We start from the raw sequence: 17,564 nt of genomic DNA, 5'->3' as shown, positions 1-17,564 counted from the left end.
GGATGGAATCTACCATTACAAAATTTTCACTGGCTTTGGTTCATAATGAAAGATTTGTAATGGACATTTCATACCAGAGATTTAAAAGCTTGTTTGAATAGAAAATGTGAAACTCCTGGCATAGGGATAATCTATTCCCCGTTCAATCTTCATGGAAGACCAGCGCCAGGCATCGTTCATGGTAAATGCCACCCGCAGATTCTTCATGGCGAGTTTACTGTATACCTGTTTCGCAAAATCATACGACAGATACAGCGATTGCAGTTCAAGCACATTATCTTTTTGTACAAACCTGTCGGAAACCAGGGTTTGTCCCAGTTCTGCGATGTTTTTAAACTGGGCTTTATCACCAGGCTTTTTCCACCTGTCTGCCAGCACCCTGCTGTCTACATTAAACCGGGGGTCGGCATTTTCCACCCGGTCAACCAGGGTTTGATTGAAATCCTTTCCACCGAAACGGGTATAAAAGCTTACGTTCAACAAAAAGCGCCTGTATGCAACATTGGCTCCGAGATAACCATAAGCCAGGGGCGTATTGTCGCCAACGGGTAAAATGTCCCTTACATCCCAGAGATACGTTAACGTTCCATCTTTTTTAACATACACTTCCCTGCCATTTTCCGGATCAATACCCAGTGAGCGAACTGCATAAATAGTGTTCAATGACTCCCCCTCTTTGAAACGCAATATGGGCAACCCTTTATAGTCGGGGTTCGATTGCTGTTCCTGATCGGCTTTATCATTGTATGTTTTCAGTGAATTGGAGATCTTGAGGATCTTGTTTTCATTGCGGGTTAAATTGGCGGTAAAATTCACCGTCCAGTCACGGTTCTGGATGGGCGTAACTTTCATGTTCAATTCATAACCGGTATTTCTCATATCGCCCAGGTTCTCTTTGTATGAACTGAAACCGGTGGAAGGGGGCAGAATGATGTCTGCCAGCAAACCATGGGTAAGCTTTTGATAATATCTTGCGCTGATAAATATTCTGTCGCGCAAAATACCAAGGTCAACGCCTATATCATAGTTATCTGTCTTTTGCCACTGCAACGATTCGTTGCCGTATGTGTTCACCACTGCCCCTAACCCGGTTGAATACCAGTTGCCGGTATAGTAATCATAGGTTGTTTTCGATTGGTATGCAGGAAAAGATACGGCGCCGGTAACACCGGTGCTTGCCCTCAACCTAAGCGTACTGATAGCGCTGTGCAACAGAAAACCTTCTCTGTGAGCATTCCATCCGATACCCAAAGCCCAGAATGGCGCTACTTTGTTTTCACTGCCGAATTTTGAAGAACCATCTAACCGGGCAGAAATATCGGCCATGTATTTATTGCGGTAAGAATAGTTGGCAGAGAGAAAAGATCCGAACAGCCTTTCCAGCTGATAATTGGCCTGGGGAGCGCTGTTCAGCGCATAGCTGTTGGCAAAAGCGATGTTGGTGAACCGGTCGTTCGAAAAACCGATCGCTTGTATAAATTTCATATCACTGCTTGAAGTGCGCACGTTCGCTCCTACTGCCATATTCACATTATGATCTCCTAACTGCTTGTTGTAATTCAGGGTAAAATTGCCATCGAAGATCGATTCGTCGGTCGTGATGTAATCATAACTACCCCTTTCTTTCAGCCGGCTGGGCTCGTAATTATAAAATTGATTGCTCAGCGGCGACAGAAAACGATCTGCACTATACTTACGTTGGGTGATACTTGCCAGGGTACGCAACCGCAGATCCCTGACAATGCTCCACTCAGCAGAAAAGGCATCGATGATCTCGGTATACTTTAACCTTTCGAAATTGCTTAGCGAACCGTTATACATTGGGTTCAGCACATTGTTGGTAACATATTGATTACCGGTATTGGACCTGGTGTCAATCAACCAGCTGTCTACCGCCTGCAGCAGGTGACCGTTGGAGTCGTTTTTAGGATAGTAAGGGTTCATCCGCACATAATCGATGAAATTACCGTAGGGCGATTCTTTGCTGTTGACCTGCGTAACAGTGAGGGTATTCTTGAAAATGAATTTTTTGCCGGGCGCATAGGAAAGTACAGACCCAATACCATAGCGGTCGCGGCCCGAGCCTTTCATTACGCCGGGCTGGGTTTGATAGCGCAGATCGATACCATAGCGGATGGCAGCGCTGCCACCTTCAACATACAGCGAATGTTTTTGTGCAAACGCTGTTTTTAATGGCTGCGATAACCAGTAAGTATTAACACCGCCAATTACATTGGCCAGTTTACCAAAATATGCTTCCTCCTGCTCATTGGCCGAGCGATCCCCCACCGCTGTATACAAACCTGCCAGTCGCTCATACTCCAGTTTTTCAGCCGCATTCAATACATGGTAATCTGAAAGATCGGGCCCTGATACTGTAAGGTCAGAACTATAGGAAACCTGCAGTTTGCCTTCCTGCGGCGTTTTTGTCGTGATGACCAATACGCCATTCGCTGCCCTTGAACCGTATACGGCCGTAGCGGCTGCATCTTTGAGCAGCGTAATGGATTGAACACGGTTCATATCCAGATCAAATACTTTTTCAAGACTGACCTCATACCCATCCAGAATAAATGTGGGCAGGTTCACATTACCGGCGAGGTTATTGCGGGTAAGCATTCCTCCGCTCCCGGAAGGCAATGAAGTACTACCTCTTACATTTACCCTCGGCAGGGCATTGGGATTTGAACCCAGTAAATTATTATCGGCTACCTTGAAAGAAGGATCAAATGCCTGAATGCTCTGCATCAGGTTCACCGGGTTAATGCGGCGCAGCTCCTCGCCCGTTACGGTAACCGCATTACCGGTATAACTTTCTTTTCTGATCTGCTGATAACCGGTGATCACCACATCGGCCATAGGATCTTTAGCCTTCAATTTTACTGATATGGTTGCGCCTGCTCTGGCCGTTACCTGCTGGTTCTCGAACCCTACGTAACTGATCAACAATACGGCGCCTTTCTGAGCCCTGATGGAGAATTCACCATTGGCATCCGTACTGGTGCCCGTCTGGCTTCCCCTGATCAATATATTAGCGCCCACCACCGGCGTGCCGGAGGCTTCATTAACTACTTTACCTCGGATCTCCAGTTGAGGAACTGTATCTCTTATCACCTCCGCCTCCACCGGCCTGGGAAGCTCTTTTCTTTCATTTACCACAACAGTTTTGTTCACGATACTGTATGTAACCGGCTGGGCTGCAAAAACCTGATCGAGCACTTCCTTCAGGTTCCTGTTCTTTACATCGAGGTTCACGGGATGCGTTTTCTGCAACAGGCGCGTGTTATAAAAGAATACAAAACCTGTTTGCTTTTTTATTTCCCTGAAAAGCTTCTGCAAGGGCATGTTCTCCCTTGAGATTGTAACTGTTTGCGAAAATCCAGCTGCAGAAACCTGTAAGAAGCCCGCCAATAGGAAGACAGCGGTTAACTTCATAACCAGAATAGTTTTGGACCTTGCCCGCTGTGGTACGCGCACAGCTTGGCAAAGAATGGTAAAAATCATACTTTTAAAGTTGGGTAAACAAATAACAGTTTCGACGCTTTTACAGAGTTTGCCCAAAATCAGCCGGTTGCGCGCCAACGCATCCGGCTTCATTCTTTTATGGCAGTCAGTGGATGATAGATCAGGTCTTTCCCATGTTAGTGTGCGTTTTGGTTTGGTGAACAATCTGGTTTAGCAGTTTCTCATCGATCCGTATCTTTTATGGCAACACAATTATTTTCCTTCCTTCAATTTTGCAAAACACATTGCTCAGTTCCAGGATCCTGATCACTTCGGCAATGTTGCTGTTACGCGGGATCTCTCCTTCAAACTTTTCTGCCGGTATTTTTCCGGCATACTCGATGGTCACATCATACCACCTGGCAATTTCACGCATGACCGTTTCCACCCCCGCATCCGTGAATTGAAAGCGGCCATTCTTCCAGGCCAGTGCTTCTTCTACATCAGCATGTTCATCAACGATCATTTGTCCGTCTTTAGTCACCCGCGCCTGGTGCCCCGGTTTCATAAGGGCGCGCTTTTTCTGACTGCTCATGGTTACAGCGCCTTCCAGCAGCGTGGTGTTGATGGAAGCCTCGTCGGCATACGCTTTGACATTGAATTGTGTACCTAACACTTCTACCTGGGCCCCTCCTATGCCTTCGGCCGGAGGTGGCGGGGGAATAATAACTTTAAAGGGCATTTTCTTTCCACTTCCCGCAATGGGCAGGGAGGCTACTTCAAAATAAGCCTCGCCCGTTAATTCAACTACCCGTTCAGTCCCTGTGAAGCCAGCGGGAAAGCGTAATGAGGAGACCGCATTCAACCATACTTTTGTACCATCAGGCAATACCACCTGGTATTGACCGCCGCGCGGGGTGCTGATCGTATTCCAGGCAACGACATCCTGATTGCCGTTGTTACCGGATCTATATTCCAGCTGTCCATCCTGCTTTTTCAACACGATGGTCTTTCCCTGTTGCGAAAGGGTTCCATTGGCAGCACTGTCGAGCACGATCACCGAGCCATCAGCCAGCGTAAGCAACGCTTTATTCCCGCCTGGCGTCACAGGTTTTATTTCGGGTTTAGGGGTTTGTACAATTGGGGGTACGGACCTTTTATTACTGAAAATGAAAAAGCCACCGGCAGCCAGCAGTAACAGTGTTCCTGCAGCTACCCACCACGTTTTGGTCCTTCGCCACACCGGGATCACTTTTTTGGTGGTTTCAGCAGTAAGCATATCGTTTAAGTTGCGGTAGATATACTCGCCCGCAAGCATTTCTTCTTCTTCTGTTAAAGGATTGTATATGGCGTTGCGTCGTTCGTTATACCACCCTTCCACCCAAACCTTCTCTTCTTCGGTACAGGCGCCCAGGCGATAACGTTGTAACAGATCACTGAACTGGTTTGCATCCATTTTTCAAGACATTCATTCAGGTTATGGCAAAATTTGATTAGCAGGTCCTTATATAAGTCGGAAAAAAAGAAGGCAGGTGGTAGAGAAAAACAGACTTTTTTAAAAAAATCTATTTATAAATAAATGTCGCGGCAATGAGCATAGCCAGCGAGGCGTCGCCGAGGTGTGATTTGAGGATCTTCAGGGCGAGGTAGATCTGTTTCTTTACGGTTTCTTCAGAGATCTGCAGCCGGTCGGCTATTTCCCGGTGCGTAAGATGTTCCTGGCGGCTCAGGCGGAATACTTCCCGCATCTTACCGGGCATCTTGTACATAACCTGATCAATGTTCGCGGCCAGGTCACGGGCATACAGCTCTTCTTCCACCGTAGGCATCGAATGATGCTCAGCCAGATAGTTGGTAAAATCTTCGAGATAACCACCCCGGATCATATCCCTTTCAATACGATCGATGCATTGATAACGAACGGCCGTTTGGAGATAAGCTTTGAGCGAAGAAGTTATCGACAGGGCTTGTCTTCGCTTCCATAGGGAAACGAACAATTCCTGTACGCAATCCTCTGCTTCCCGCTGCGAACGCAGCACGTTCATAGCTTCTCGGAACAACGATTGCCAGTACCGTTGATAGATGGCAGTAAATGCCTTCTGGTCGTCGTGCGTAAGCAGTTGCAGTAAAGACTGGTCTGTATGTTGAACGTAATCAGTAGCCTGCATTCACCCTTTTCATGAGAAGCGTTGAAATTACAATAAAAATCATATAATAGTAAGCATCACTTATACACTTCATTGCTAAACAATGCTAAAACAGGGAAAACCCTTAGTAATTCAAGCATTCGTAACCGTTTACATCGCTGGCTGATTATATTTTTCAACCCTGTTGACATAAGGTTGGCAGTAAGCACCTGCTTCTTTGCATAATCATCAAACCAGGTATTATGAGTAAACTCGATCTTACAAAAACATACAAGACCTATTTTACCGCAAAGACAACACCCGAACTGGTAACCATTGAACCCGCCCAATTTATTTCCCTGGCCGGCAAAGGCGACCCCTCGGCGCCTGCCTTTGCAAAAAACATAGAAGCATTGTATTCCACGGCCTACACCATTAAGTTCATGTATAAAGCGCAAAACAGCGATTTTGTCGTTTCAAAACTGGAAGGCTTATGGTGGTTCGATGAAAACAAATTTAAAGGCACTTCTATTGAAACGGCCCCCACCGGCATACCCCGGAGCGAATGGGAATACCGGTTACTCATCAGGATGCCTGCATTTGTGACGGCTGAAGACATCGATACAGCAAAAGAAAAGGTGAAGACAAAGAAAGATCTTCCTTTGGTTGACCAGGTAAGCTTTTTTACAATGGCGGAAGGGAAATGTATTCAGATCTTACATGTGGGTCCGTTTTCAACGGAGCCGGAAACTTTAAAGCGGATAGCCGAATTCTCTGCAGCAAACAAACTGGCCAAAAACGGATTGCATCATGAGATCTATCTGTCGGATTTCAGAAAAACCGCGCCCGAGAAATTAAAGACCATTTTGAGGGAACCGGTAAAATAAAAAAAAAGGAGCGTTCCGGTTGGGCAACGGGAACGCTCCTTTTCAAATTATGATGATCACTGTTTTTTAGCCTGCAGGTCGAGCTCTATATTCACTTTTTCAGAAATGAATTTATCGCCCAGTGTTTTGTCGTTACCATAACGCATTTCCCATTGTGTGCGGTCGATATCAAAATTAGACTTCGCCTTCAACGTATTGCCGTCCAGATCAACCCTTGCCGGAAAACTTATATTCTTTGTTACATCTCTCAATGTAAAATTACCGCTGATGCGGAAGTTGGCGCCGTCCACGATAGATGTGTCGGTACTATTCGGCGTATAGGGCTGCACGCTGGTGATGTCGAACTTTGCCGTTCCGAATTTATTGGCGTCAAAAAAATCACCGCTCATCAGGTGTGGGCGCAACTTGGAATCAAACATGCCGCCTTTTTGTTCCAGGTCCATTGATTTGATATCGATGGTAAAGCTGCCACCGGTGATCTGGTTATTGGCTACGGCAACTGTGCCGGAAGATAATTTAAATTTACCGGGATGGTTTTTACCTACGCCATGCCCGACAAATCTTATGCGGGAGTCAGCTGTATCAACCGTAAATTGTGTTCCCTGCGCTTCAGCGGTTGCCTGCTGTTCCTGGATGGTTGCCTTGTCCCCCTCGGGAGCACTATCACCGCAGGAAGACATCACTGCAATAAAAGCTGCGATCGCCAGATATCCTTTACATTTCATACGACTTTGATTTTGTGATTACTTGATTTTCATAGCAGGTATATATGATACCTACGCTGTATTACAGTTCTGCAAAAATCAGACCCTTACGTGTATTGGAGACTATAGGCGTTCATTATATATTTGCTATAAAGGCCATTATATGTTCTTAAAAAAGATCCCCCCGGTTAACTTCGTTCTTTTCGTACTCATACTTGGAGTGATTGGGGCATCGATATATGGTTTGACGCTGCTTGCAGAGCAAGCCGACAATGCGGAAAATAATTATGTAGAAAGCACCTTTAATAAAATACTAAGCCGCCATTATACGGATAGTTTCTCACGAACTCCCATTGGAGCTATAGGAAAAATAGAGATCTCGATCTATGACTCTGTTGAAAACATGGATAAACCTTTTGTTTTATGCAGCATAATAACCCACAGAAGATACAGATGGAGCGATATGAAAAGAATGGCTGTCCCTATATTTCTGGGCGTTTTTCCAAATGAAACCTGGTTTGGAGAATTCAATTACCAGGTAAAACAACCAACCTATTTCCGGTCTGCAACCGTCGCTTTACATCCCATACAACTGGAATCAAATAACAACCAGGACGATGACGATTGGGAGTAGAGAAATATTAAAGGCTGCGACTGCAGCCTTTAATGTTGTAAGCCGGATGACTAACCATTACCAGTTCTTCTCCTGCTCTTCATTCAATCTTTCGAGTTGCCCGGCTGGCGGGATCCGCCAGTTCTTATCATAGCGAACAAAGAATGCCAGCCAGCCGGTTCTTGCCAGCCGCATTAAATAAGGTTGGGCAGCGATCAAAAAAACGGAGTTAAAGATCATCCAGTAAAAGAACCGGTTGTCCTGCAACGAAAAGCCGATCAATATCCACCACGCGATAAAGGTAGCTACGCTCAATGCCACGGTAACGGCATAACTGACATAGCTGGACCCATAATAAAATCCCACTTCTATATTGAACGGTTGTTTGCACACAGCACATTCCTTTCGCATCTTCATGGTCTTTCTTAATACATAGGGGTTTTTGTGCTCGAACATATCACCCCTTCTGCACCGTGGGCATTTGCACTTTAACAGATTAAGTAATGATCCGGGTTTTATGTCCTGCCCCGTTATATCCTGTTCATTTGTCTTGTTAACCAAAATAGTCGCTTCCATATACTGATATCATTTTGTTACCTGTTCTTTCCGGAATACTTCCGGCGTAACGCCTACATATTTCTTAAAGAATTTCGAAAAGTAGGAGTTATCCATAAACTGAAGCTCAGCCGCTATCTGGGAAATGCTCAGCCGCGCGTTCACCAGCAAACGCTTCGCCTCCAGCAGGATCCGGTCCCTGATCAACTCACCGGCTGAACGGCCCGTTACATCCTTGCAAAGGGCATTCAAATGATTAGGCGTTATATACAACATGGCGGCGTAATCTTTCGTCAGCTTCTTTTCCTTATAATGCTGGTCGATCAGCTTTTGAAAATTCCGAAGCACCACGGTATTATAATTATTGGTTGCAGGAGCGGTATCCCCGCCGGCATAACGACTCACCAGGACGAACAACTGAACCAGCGCCGACCGTATGAGATCGTCTTTCAACACAGCAGTGGATCTTCCCTCCCTTACAATGGTTTCCAGGAGGCCTGTCACCTGCGGCCTGCCGCTTTCCGGAATATCGATAACCTGTTCCTGGGCAATGCCCCCAAAAAAAATGAACTGCTGCAGATACCGGGGATTTGCTAAAAAATCATTCAGGTATTGTTCAGAAAAATTAACGATAAAACCGTCTGGCTGCCTGTCGAAATGCCAGCTATGTACCTGGCCCGGCGCCATAAAATAGATCTGCCCCAGCCCTACCGGGAAATGCACAAAATCTATCGAATGACTGCCTGAACCGCCTGTAAAATAAACCAGGTGATAAAAAGAATGCTTATGCGGAAAACGGAGGTCTTTATGCTCCTCCAGATAATGTGCAAAACGATCCGCCATAAAATCTTTCGGTGAAAACCGCGATTCCTTCAAATTGTTGATATCATATACAGGCAGGGGATGTTTCGACATTGCCTTTGTTTGTACCACAAAGCTATAAAAGGTATACCAGGAATAAGGGTGATTTTTATGGGTTTTATGGTACTTTTTACCGATCGGGATGTTTAACGCATAGCGCCAGGAAAAGAGATCGGTCTGCCCGGCAGACGATCAATACGAACGCACTATTGAAACAGGCGCTCTTTCATTACATCCGCCTTACTTTAAAAGCAATCTCATCAGCTTTTTTGTTCTTTTGACAATTAATTTATAAAAACGTACAAATAATATAATACGTATGTACCTATACCACATGAACACCCGATTTAGCTGGCAATGCCAACAGGATGGTACAGGTTGCTTTGTAACCGGGCAATAACTTACATTTAGTTTACTGGAAAATATTTGCAAATAGTATCCACAGACGAAGCCGAAAATCTTAAGAGTAGGCATCCATTCAATTAAACGCTTGCTTATTATGAAAAAACAAACACTAACGCTTGCATTGCTTGTTTTTTCAACCGCTGCCATGCTTGCTGCTGCAGGTTGTAAAAAACAGGTTGAACAAACACCAGAACAGGATCAGGGACCTGAACGAAATCCCACCACAGAAGCCTCCGGAGAAGTATTTGTTACCAATGGTACCTGGACTGCCAGGGTGAACGGTGTAACCCGCTATACGGGTACCGATTACATCGCAGCCATTCAGGCCGCCTGTAACAACCTTACCGCCGGACGAACTTCCAAAGAGACAGTAACCATTAAAAATTCAGGCAGCTCGGGCAACTCTGGCGGCGCTATCAAAGCTGTTAACATTCCGAGCTACACCATTCTTGATTTTGTTGGCACCACCTTCAACTGTAACAGCAATGACCTGCTGATAGTGCCGGTACAGGGCGACCGGAAAACCCAGATCGAAGTAAGGAACCTCCGCGTTACAGGTAATCCGCGGTATGGTATATGGTTCAAAGGCTGCAGCAATATGGTACTGAGCAATATCACCATGTCACTCACTGCAGGTTTGGGCATCCGTGTTGACCACAGTACTGCTGCCACCAGCAACCTAACCATTAACGGCAACATCAACATCAGCGGCTCAGGCACGCATGCCATTGAAACGTATGGCGTGGATGGTTTCAACATTGGCAGTGTTACCTGTAACAACACCGGTGGTTGTGCCGTACTGCTGAACCAGTCCAGGAACGGCAGTGTAGGCACTGTAACCGGCAGCTACAACAACAACGGCGGTGGTTACGCTACCTTCCGTGTAGCTAACAACAATGGCCCCAATGTAACCTGCGCCAAGGTATATTCCCGTAACAGTGGCCGCGGTTTCTTCAGTGTTTCGGGCAGCAATGGCACCACGGTAACCACCGTAGATATTGCCAACTCCACCAGCCATGGCATTTTTCTGGAAGATGCATCCAACACGCGGGTGAATGGCGGCACAGTATCTGGCGGCCATCCCAATGTGCAACATGTACGAACCACCAGCTGCAGAACTGCAGTGAATGGCCAGGTGTATACAGCTGCCAATGGTACCTGGTAATTACGTATTCAACCACATAGGCACATCTTGAAAGCAGTCTTTCACATAAAGTACACATGTGACAGACCGGCCTCTTATTGTGCTTATGTGGCTTTTTATAAAACGATCTCTTCTATGGTTCAATGGATCTGGCTGGTCAGTATATGGCTGCTCGTTGCCTGCGATCATCGGGTGAAACAGGCAGCAGCTGCTGCCACCAGTACTGATACCACCCTACAACACGCATACGGGTTACCCAACACCTTAGTTGATTATGTAACCGTACATTTTCCCCAATGGCGGATGGTGGAGAAAAACGATTACAGCAGGACCTGGTGGTCTTTTTACGACAGCAGTTATAATCACTGCTGGGCGCGTACCGACATCAATGACGATCGCCTGGCTGATTATGCGCTTTTGTTGAAAAAAGATAGCCTGGTGCAACTGATCGTTTTCATGGGCACAGCCAGTCATTCCTTTACACACTACAGACCGGAACACCCGTACATTTCTTATAATGATAAAGAACACGGGCTGTTTCATGGAATAGCCGTTGCACCGCCGGCGCAGATCGATGTGGTGCTGCCCCGGATACAATCACTGATCCTGAGATCCAACGGTTTTGCCCTGCTGGAACTGGAGGTACGCACGCACATCTATTACTGGCAAAACGATCGCTTACAAACATTCTACATGAAATGAAACCGAACACCTGCATAGATCTTTTGTACATCATACTGCTTACAGGGTTAACCCATTGCACCACCGGCAAGGCTGATAACCAGGTTACAGACATCGATGGACACGTGTACGCCACCGTTACCATTGGTAACAAAGTATGGATGGCGGAAAACCTACGGGTGACCCGGTACCGCAATGGTGATCTCATACCGCATATTGAAGACACCACAGCGTGGAGCACCAGTACTACGGGCGCCTGGTGTAATTACAACAATGATGCAGGCAATGCAGCCATTTATGGCCGGCTTTATAACTGGTACGCCATTAACGACAGCCGGAACATTGCACCCGAAGGCTGGCATATACCCACCGATGAAGAAATTGCCGCCCTGATTAGTTTACTGGAAACAAAACCTGCGATGGCAGAAATAGTAAAAGCAAAAGGACTTGGCGGTTACCGTTTCTGCAACGGCGGTAGTTACCACACCATCGACTTCAATGGCTACTGGTGGTCGGCAACACGGAGTTATGAAATATACGACTGGAGTTCCCGGCTCTTTACCGGCTTTGCCGATGTGCAACGAAATCGCTATGAAAGTAACTTCGGACTGGCTGTACGATGTGTAAAAGATTAAGCAGCTATACATTCCCCCTCAAACAAATATGTCATTTTCGCCTGCATGGACGATCGACTGCCACCTGCGCTCCTACTAACTGGCATGTACACTACTTTCTTTATATACGCAATATTTAAATATTAAATGTACTCCCAAAAGCATTTAATTTTGCCGCGGGTAGCAGAACAGTAATCATTCCTATCAAAACTTACACTGCCAGGGTAACAGGTATGAAGGCGCTCATTCATTGAGTTAGCAAAAAATTCCTAAAAAACCTCACATGAAACTATCAAACGATGACCTGCATAAGATTGCACAGGTAAAGACCATCCTGGAAAATGAATATCGCATCAACAATACGCATGCACAACTGGCAAGGCGGGTAAGCACCAACGAAAGTAAATTGCGCAAAGCGTTCAAACTGGTAAATAAAAAAACAATTAATGAATACCTCGTTAGCATCCGCATTGAAAAAGCAAAAGAAATGCTGCTCACGACAGACGAACCGGTGAAAGCAGTTGCGGTTAAAGTGGGCTATGATGTAAGCAACCTGGTAAAGCAGTTCAAGAAAACAACCGGCATGCCACCGCTGGAATGGAGAAAAAAACATTCGGGTAACAAATTTCCCTCCATGCTCCTTTAACCGGAAAGGCCAGAAAAACCGGATTCGCCATGACTTTAACCGGAATCGCCAATTTTCAACCCGTAACTTGCACTCAGTTCTGGTAACACCCAGGCACCTTCTTACCTTTTGCATTGTTATAAACCGCTGGCACATTGTTAAACCTTCTGCTCAGGAAAGCGCACTGCCCTGATATATTATCTGAATGATCGACACATGGCTGCTGGCCCTGGTAGCAAACCTTTTTTTATGAAAAAAGCAATGTTAAGAAGCAGGTACTTCTTTAGTATGACTGTTTTTCAAAAACCAACCGTTTTTTCCTGGTTAAAGAAGAACACGATCATCGAGGTGATCTGTTCCTTGTTGATAATACTGTTTATTTATGCTGCCTTAAGCAAAGTATCGGATTATGATCGTTTTACTGTTCAATTAAGCAAATCGCCGTTTATCACTTCCTTTTCAAAGCAGCTTGCATGGGGCATCCCGGCGGTAGAGATCCTGATCTCCGCTCTACTGGTTATAAGAAAGATGCGGCTTATTGGTTTGTATGCTTCTTTCTTTTTGATGAGCTCATTCACTGCGTATTTATTGATCATGCTGAATTTCAGCTACTATATTCCCTGCTCCTGTGGGGGCGTGCTGGAGTATTTGTCGTGGAATGAGCATATTGTATTCAATGTATTCTTTATAGTCATTTCAGCTGCAGGCGCCGTCATGCAGCATAAAGATATTTACGCGTAAGTTAGGGGAAACCGAAAACCTATAACAGAGTAGGTATGAATCAACTAAAATTTTACTGTTTTAACCAAAACAGCACCTAGTTATGAAAAAAACAAGATTATCACTGGCCGCTTTAGCGCTTGTTCTGGCCATTGCCGGAACAACTACCGCCAATGCAACGAAGTCACAGGAAGAGGCATTCCCGTGCAGTGTTGTAGATCCCGGAGGCACCTTTTGCCTCAATCAAACCGACATTGAATGTTGCGAAGATGATTTTACACATGAGGTGGTCACCGAAAAAGTTCCTATCATCGATCCATTGTAAAAATCTATTCAAATATCAACTGACCACTGACGGCCCTGTCGGTGGTTGGTTTTTAACCAGACGATTATGCGCAGGACGCATCCTTTATTGATCTTATCTGTATTATTCGCTGCATCATTTGCTATAATAGGCACACTGGCCTTTATTTCAAAGAAGGTTCAAAATAATAAAAATGGATTCACGAGACGGCTGATTGGTGCGGCTTTGGTTCCCCGTGCGCGGATTGCCTTCCCGGTTGTTATCAACAGGATGATCGGCAATGATTCCGGCAGATTATTATTTCAGGGTAATAGTCCTTATAGTATTTATGTGTCCGGTCCAGACCTGGCATCATTTCAACATATCGCCCTGAAAATTCAACCCGATAGTAAGATCAACTCCGGAATTCGCATGTTCCTCCAGGATCATCATATATACGTTTCCTGTAGAAACATGCCCGGGATCATTTCCTATGATCTGAATGACGGAACCGTACGCAAGCATGCGCTCTCCTACTTTTATAGTAAAGAAGCCTGTATTTCGAAAGACAATTTCATCCTCCGAACAAACGACCCACTCTCAAAAGACCCGATATTTACAAAGATCAACCTGAACAACACAGCGGCCAGGTTCAATGACCAGTTCAGCGACAGAAACGGCCAAAGCAATTTTCTTACTGATGGCGTGTTATATTTTGATGCAACCACCCGGTTGGCCTGTTACACGTACTTTTATCAGAACGGCTTTATATGCATGGATACCAATCTGAACATTACACTAAGAGCGAGAACCATTGATACCATCTCCAAAAGGGAAATTAAGGTTGCGCGCGTTGGTTCATCGCTGACAATGAAATCGCCCCCGAAGTTTGTTAACTATTTAGGCGCTGTAGCAGCAGGCACACTCTATTTACAATCTGCCATTAAAGCAGACAATGAATACCAGTTAGACCATGCAGAGAATTCGGTTATTGATATGTATGACCTGAAGAAAGGGAGCTACAAAGGCAGCTTTTATATTCCGGCACATGAAGGAAAGAAACTGCACCAATTCCATGTAATCGGCAAAAACCTGTATGCTGTCTATGGTAAGAATGTTGTCATGTATGACTTGAGCATCATTCCGGATCACGGATAACAAGTATTTTTACAGGGCGGTCCTCATATTCAAGGCGTAACCCATATTTCTTAAGCGCATTATTACAGGATTCCACATTATTCATTGTTGCCACTAAGGCAATATCCGTTCTTTGAGTTATCCCGGTTTCATCAATAAAGATCTTATCCTGGTGGTAATGCCTGATACCCTCGGCAAACACGGCAAAGGGATGATTTTTTATCGTTATACCTGCTGTGTTAATTACAAGTTGAGGCGCCGCAGAAGTGTCTGCTGAAAACTTCGCCTTTTTATCCGCTTTAAGTATCAAACATTTCATGGTTCGTGTTTCCATAAATGCATTCAACCCAAACAGGTGATTTAAATCATCCTGCATTATTTGCTGCATGTTTTCCTTCTTATCATTCGGCACCATTAGCTCATAACAGTAGGTATTGTTAAGCTTCCACAATTCAAAATCCTCCTCTTTGGGACAGGCGATCTTTTCCGGATGGGAAGATTCTATCACCGTTCTGCTGTACGGCACAGGTCCCGTGGTATCTCCAAAGGCTATCTGGTACAAATTCCTGACAGGCATATTGTAGACATAAAGCTTCCCCCACCTCGGTCTTTTGGGGTAGTAATAAGTGGATCTGATGCCTTTTAAATGCTTTGTAAGGGTCGAATTGTACATCACGCTGTTACTGTCTATTTCATTGGCAGCTTCAACAAGAGGTATTTTAGGATCCAGCCTGGTATCCTTTGCCATTTGACGTACCTGCAACTTTTTACCCCTGAGAAACTCAGCTATTTTTTGCTCCGTAATTTGAGAATGATCGGTAATACCTTTTACATAGCCCTTATCATCTATCCACACGTATGTTGAAACGGACGTTATCTTAAAATAGTTAACAGCTTCCTGATTGACGGCACATGGCAAAAACATGGGCATATTATCATTTTTCCTGGCCGCATAAAACTGTTCTGCCTTTTGCAGGCCGTCTGTTGCCACCATTAACAGCTGCAGCGTATCGCCAAATCTCTTCTGCAACTGCTCCAGCTTTGGAATATCAGCTATACAAGGCAGGCAAAAGGTTCCAAAAAAATTTAATATAATGAACTTTCCTTTTAAATCACTTACAGCTATTTTTTCTTTATGGTGGTTAAGCAGGGTATCGAATACGAAATTGGGGCAGAACTGGTCTATAGGTGATCCATTTGATTGATACGTTTTAACCGACTGCGAGGTGCTTACATTCAGGACCGCTAACATCAGGGAGATGGAAAGGAATACTGTTTTCATATAATAAAGTTTGAGCCATAAAGTAAAAAGGGGCACGGACCAAATGCAGATCCGTGCCGGAGTGTAGCGCTGCTCTGAATCAACCAAGTATTATCAATGATTATCGTTCGTTCTGCGGTATTCCGGAAATAGCAATAACATCAGGAGGAATGGGCAATACGTACCTTGGGGAATTGGGCGCTAAGCTATATAGTTGCCCATTTATATTCCTGGTCAACGTAATGTTGGCACCCTCGCTGTTCAACCTTCGCAGATCTATCCATCTCAGCCCACGGAAAGGAGTTTCTTTACGGCGTTCCTCCAGAATAAGATTTAACGCTTCATTCGTATTGGATGCGGTAAAAGGCACAAAGGTGCCGGTCTTCCACCGCTTACTGAGCAACTTATTCAGGTCATTCATGGCAGCAGTAACATTGCCTGTACGGGCGTAACATTCCGCCCGGGTAAGGTATACTTCGTCTGTTGCCAGACCGCCGAAAGCCTTGCTGCCTGTACCAACCGTACCGCCGGTATAAGTCCCAATGAAACTTGCCTGACCAGCGGCATTTACTTTGTAAAACAATTGCTTTCTAAGATCATTGGCGGCATAACTTTTATACAGTGTCGAATCCACGATACAATTGAGGGTAGCTTGCAGATCATCGGCAATTGTCGCCTGAAAGATCACTTCTTTATTGAGCCCGGGAATTGGATTAGCCACAGTTGTTTTAAGCGTATTATAATCCAGTAATGAATCGTATATTTTCAAACTTGAATCTGCATACAGCAATGATTTGGAAAAATTTTGCATCGTGAGATATACTCTTGATAACAAAGCATAGGCTGCCGCCCTGGAAGGCCTCGTTTTATGCAGTGCTGTATCGGGTAAATAAGCTATGGCATTATGCAGATCCTCCAAAATGCGATCGTAAGTGTCCTGTAAACCTGCCCTGGTTGTTTTTTCGTTGGGATCAGCGCTCAACCGCAGGGGTATTCCCAACTGGTCGGGAAACGTTAAACTGTATGGCTTTGTAAATAATTGCGATATATTAAAGAAAGCATCAGCGCGGTAATAAAGCGCACTGCCCTTTACATTATTCCATGCCGGTGAATTATCTGCCAGTGAACCTGCCGCGTCAATACCGTCAAGCGCGATATTGGCATAAAACACCTGGCGGTAAGAAAAATTCCAATTGGTATTATCAGTACTTAAATTATTATAGATATCACTTTCCCATATCGACGCATACCTGTTTACTGATCCCCAATTCTGCCAGATATTATACGGAAGATAATAATTGTCGGCGCTTACCTCGCCCAGTGACGGATGTCCGTCATTCATAATGGGCGAATTATCCAATAAAGCCTGAAAATCCTCTACAGAGGTTGGAACATCCAGGGATTTATTTGGTTTGATCTCTATCCAGTCCTTTTTGCAGGAAATGATAGCGAAAACTGTGAATACAAAAAGCAATATTTTATAATTAAGCATGTGCATAATTTT

Annotated in this window: 17 protein-coding genes; 9 read left to right on the top strand and 8 right to left on the bottom strand. The window is 45.0% G+C overall.

Features of this window, described 5'->3' with window-relative positions:
- Positions 1 to 81: 81 nt before the first annotated feature.
- The 3 genes from JUB15_RS24840 to JUB15_RS24830 form a co-directional block, all read right to left on the bottom strand.
- Positions 82 to 3,435 carry a SusC/RagA family TonB-linked outer membrane protein gene (locus JUB15_RS24840; protein ID WP_242696504.1) on the bottom strand — a complete coding sequence of 1,118 codons (3,354 nt, stop codon included), beginning with the start codon at positions 3,433 to 3,435 and terminating at the stop codon, positions 82 to 84.
- Between the two features lie 268 nt (positions 3,436 to 3,703).
- Positions 3,704 to 4,900, bottom strand: coding sequence for a FecR family protein (locus JUB15_RS24835; protein WP_207515359.1), 1,197 nt, complete (start codon positions 4,898 to 4,900; stop codon positions 3,704 to 3,706).
- 109 nt (positions 4,901 to 5,009) lie between these two features.
- Positions 5,010 to 5,612 carry an RNA polymerase sigma-70 factor gene (locus JUB15_RS24830; RefSeq protein WP_207515358.1) on the bottom strand — a complete coding sequence of 201 codons (603 nt, stop codon included), beginning with the start codon at positions 5,610 to 5,612 and terminating at the stop codon, positions 5,010 to 5,012.
- Positions 5,613 to 5,833: 221 nt separating this feature from the next.
- Between JUB15_RS24830 and JUB15_RS24825 the strand changes: the two genes are divergently transcribed.
- Positions 5,834 to 6,457 carry a GyrI-like domain-containing protein gene (locus JUB15_RS24825; protein WP_207515357.1) on the top strand — a complete coding sequence of 208 codons (624 nt, stop codon included), beginning with the start codon at positions 5,834 to 5,836 and terminating at the stop codon, positions 6,455 to 6,457.
- Between the two features lie 56 nt (positions 6,458 to 6,513).
- On the opposite strand, the gene JUB15_RS24820 is transcribed toward JUB15_RS24825, so the two are convergent.
- Positions 6,514 to 7,182: a YceI family protein gene (locus JUB15_RS24820; RefSeq protein WP_207515356.1), complete on the bottom strand. Its 669-nt coding sequence runs from the start codon at positions 7,180 to 7,182 to the stop codon at positions 6,514 to 6,516.
- A 142-nt stretch (positions 7,183 to 7,324) separates the two neighbouring features.
- Between JUB15_RS24820 and JUB15_RS24815 the strand changes: the two genes are divergently transcribed.
- Positions 7,325 to 7,795, top strand: a complete 471-nt coding sequence (locus tag JUB15_RS24815) for a hypothetical protein (RefSeq protein WP_207515355.1) — start codon at positions 7,325 to 7,327, stop codon at positions 7,793 to 7,795.
- Between the two features lie 57 nt (positions 7,796 to 7,852).
- Here the strand turns inward: JUB15_RS24815 and JUB15_RS24810 are convergent, their stop codons facing one another.
- Together JUB15_RS24810 and JUB15_RS24805 are read right to left on the bottom strand one after the other, a co-directional pair.
- Positions 7,853 to 8,230, bottom strand: coding sequence for a DUF983 domain-containing protein (locus tag JUB15_RS24810; RefSeq protein WP_369411603.1), 378 nt, complete (start codon positions 8,228 to 8,230; stop codon positions 7,853 to 7,855).
- Positions 8,231 to 8,359: 129 nt separating this feature from the next.
- Complete coding sequence (locus JUB15_RS24805; RefSeq protein WP_207515353.1) at positions 8,360 to 9,244, bottom strand: helix-turn-helix domain-containing protein; 885 nt, start codon at positions 9,242 to 9,244, stop codon at positions 8,360 to 8,362.
- Positions 9,245 to 9,689: 445 nt separating this feature from the next.
- Between JUB15_RS24805 and JUB15_RS24800 the strand changes: the two genes are divergently transcribed.
- The 7 genes from JUB15_RS24800 (at position 9,690) to JUB15_RS24770 (ending at position 14,820) form a co-directional block, all read left to right on the top strand.
- Positions 9,690 to 10,760 carry a right-handed parallel beta-helix repeat-containing protein gene (locus JUB15_RS24800; protein ID WP_207515352.1) on the top strand — a complete coding sequence of 357 codons (1,071 nt, stop codon included), beginning with the start codon at positions 9,690 to 9,692 and terminating at the stop codon, positions 10,758 to 10,760.
- 114 nt (positions 10,761 to 10,874) lie between these two features.
- Positions 10,875 to 11,441 (top strand): hypothetical protein, encoded by a 567-nt coding sequence (locus tag JUB15_RS24795; RefSeq protein WP_207515351.1) that lies wholly within the window; start codon positions 10,875 to 10,877, stop codon positions 11,439 to 11,441.
- Positions 11,438 to 12,055 (top strand): fibrobacter succinogenes major paralogous domain-containing protein, encoded by a 618-nt coding sequence (locus tag JUB15_RS24790; protein WP_207515350.1) that lies wholly within the window; start codon positions 11,438 to 11,440, stop codon positions 12,053 to 12,055. The genes JUB15_RS24795 and JUB15_RS24790 overlap by 4 nt, the downstream gene beginning before the upstream one ends.
- 262 nt (positions 12,056 to 12,317) lie before the next feature.
- Positions 12,318 to 12,680, top strand: coding sequence for a helix-turn-helix domain-containing protein (locus JUB15_RS24785; protein WP_207515349.1), 363 nt, complete (start codon positions 12,318 to 12,320; stop codon positions 12,678 to 12,680).
- A gap of 228 nt (positions 12,681 to 12,908) precedes the next feature.
- Complete coding sequence (locus JUB15_RS24780; RefSeq protein ID WP_242696503.1) at positions 12,909 to 13,400, top strand: MauE/DoxX family redox-associated membrane protein; 492 nt, start codon at positions 12,909 to 12,911, stop codon at positions 13,398 to 13,400.
- Between the two features lie 82 nt (positions 13,401 to 13,482).
- Positions 13,483 to 13,704, top strand: a complete 222-nt coding sequence (locus tag JUB15_RS24775) for a hypothetical protein (protein WP_207515348.1) — start codon at positions 13,483 to 13,485, stop codon at positions 13,702 to 13,704.
- A 66-nt stretch (positions 13,705 to 13,770) separates the two neighbouring features.
- A complete protein-coding gene (locus JUB15_RS24770; protein ID WP_207515347.1) occupies positions 13,771 to 14,820 on the top strand; it encodes a hypothetical protein in 1,050 nt (349 codons plus the stop codon).
- On the opposite strand, the gene JUB15_RS24765 is transcribed toward JUB15_RS24770, so the two are convergent.
- Together JUB15_RS24765 and JUB15_RS24760 are read right to left on the bottom strand one after the other, a co-directional pair.
- The gene (locus JUB15_RS24765; RefSeq protein ID WP_207515346.1) at positions 14,801 to 16,081 is read right to left on the bottom strand and encodes a redoxin domain-containing protein; all 1,281 of its coding nucleotides are present in this window, start codon (positions 16,079 to 16,081) and stop codon (positions 14,801 to 14,803) included. The two genes, JUB15_RS24770 and JUB15_RS24765, sit on opposite strands and share 20 nt — an antisense overlap.
- A gap of 100 nt (positions 16,082 to 16,181) precedes the next feature.
- The gene (locus JUB15_RS24760; RefSeq protein WP_207515345.1) at positions 16,182 to 17,552 is read right to left on the bottom strand and encodes a RagB/SusD family nutrient uptake outer membrane protein; all 1,371 of its coding nucleotides are present in this window, start codon (positions 17,550 to 17,552) and stop codon (positions 16,182 to 16,184) included.
- Between the last annotated feature and the right edge of the window lie 12 nt (positions 17,553 to 17,564).

Source organism: Longitalea luteola (genome assembly GCF_017356035.1).
Classification (GTDB): Bacteria; Bacteroidota; Bacteroidia; order Chitinophagales; family Chitinophagaceae; genus Niastella; species Niastella luteola.
The sequence above is the reverse complement of the archived record's forward strand: the minus strand, read 5'-3'. Positions and strand labels throughout refer to the sequence as shown.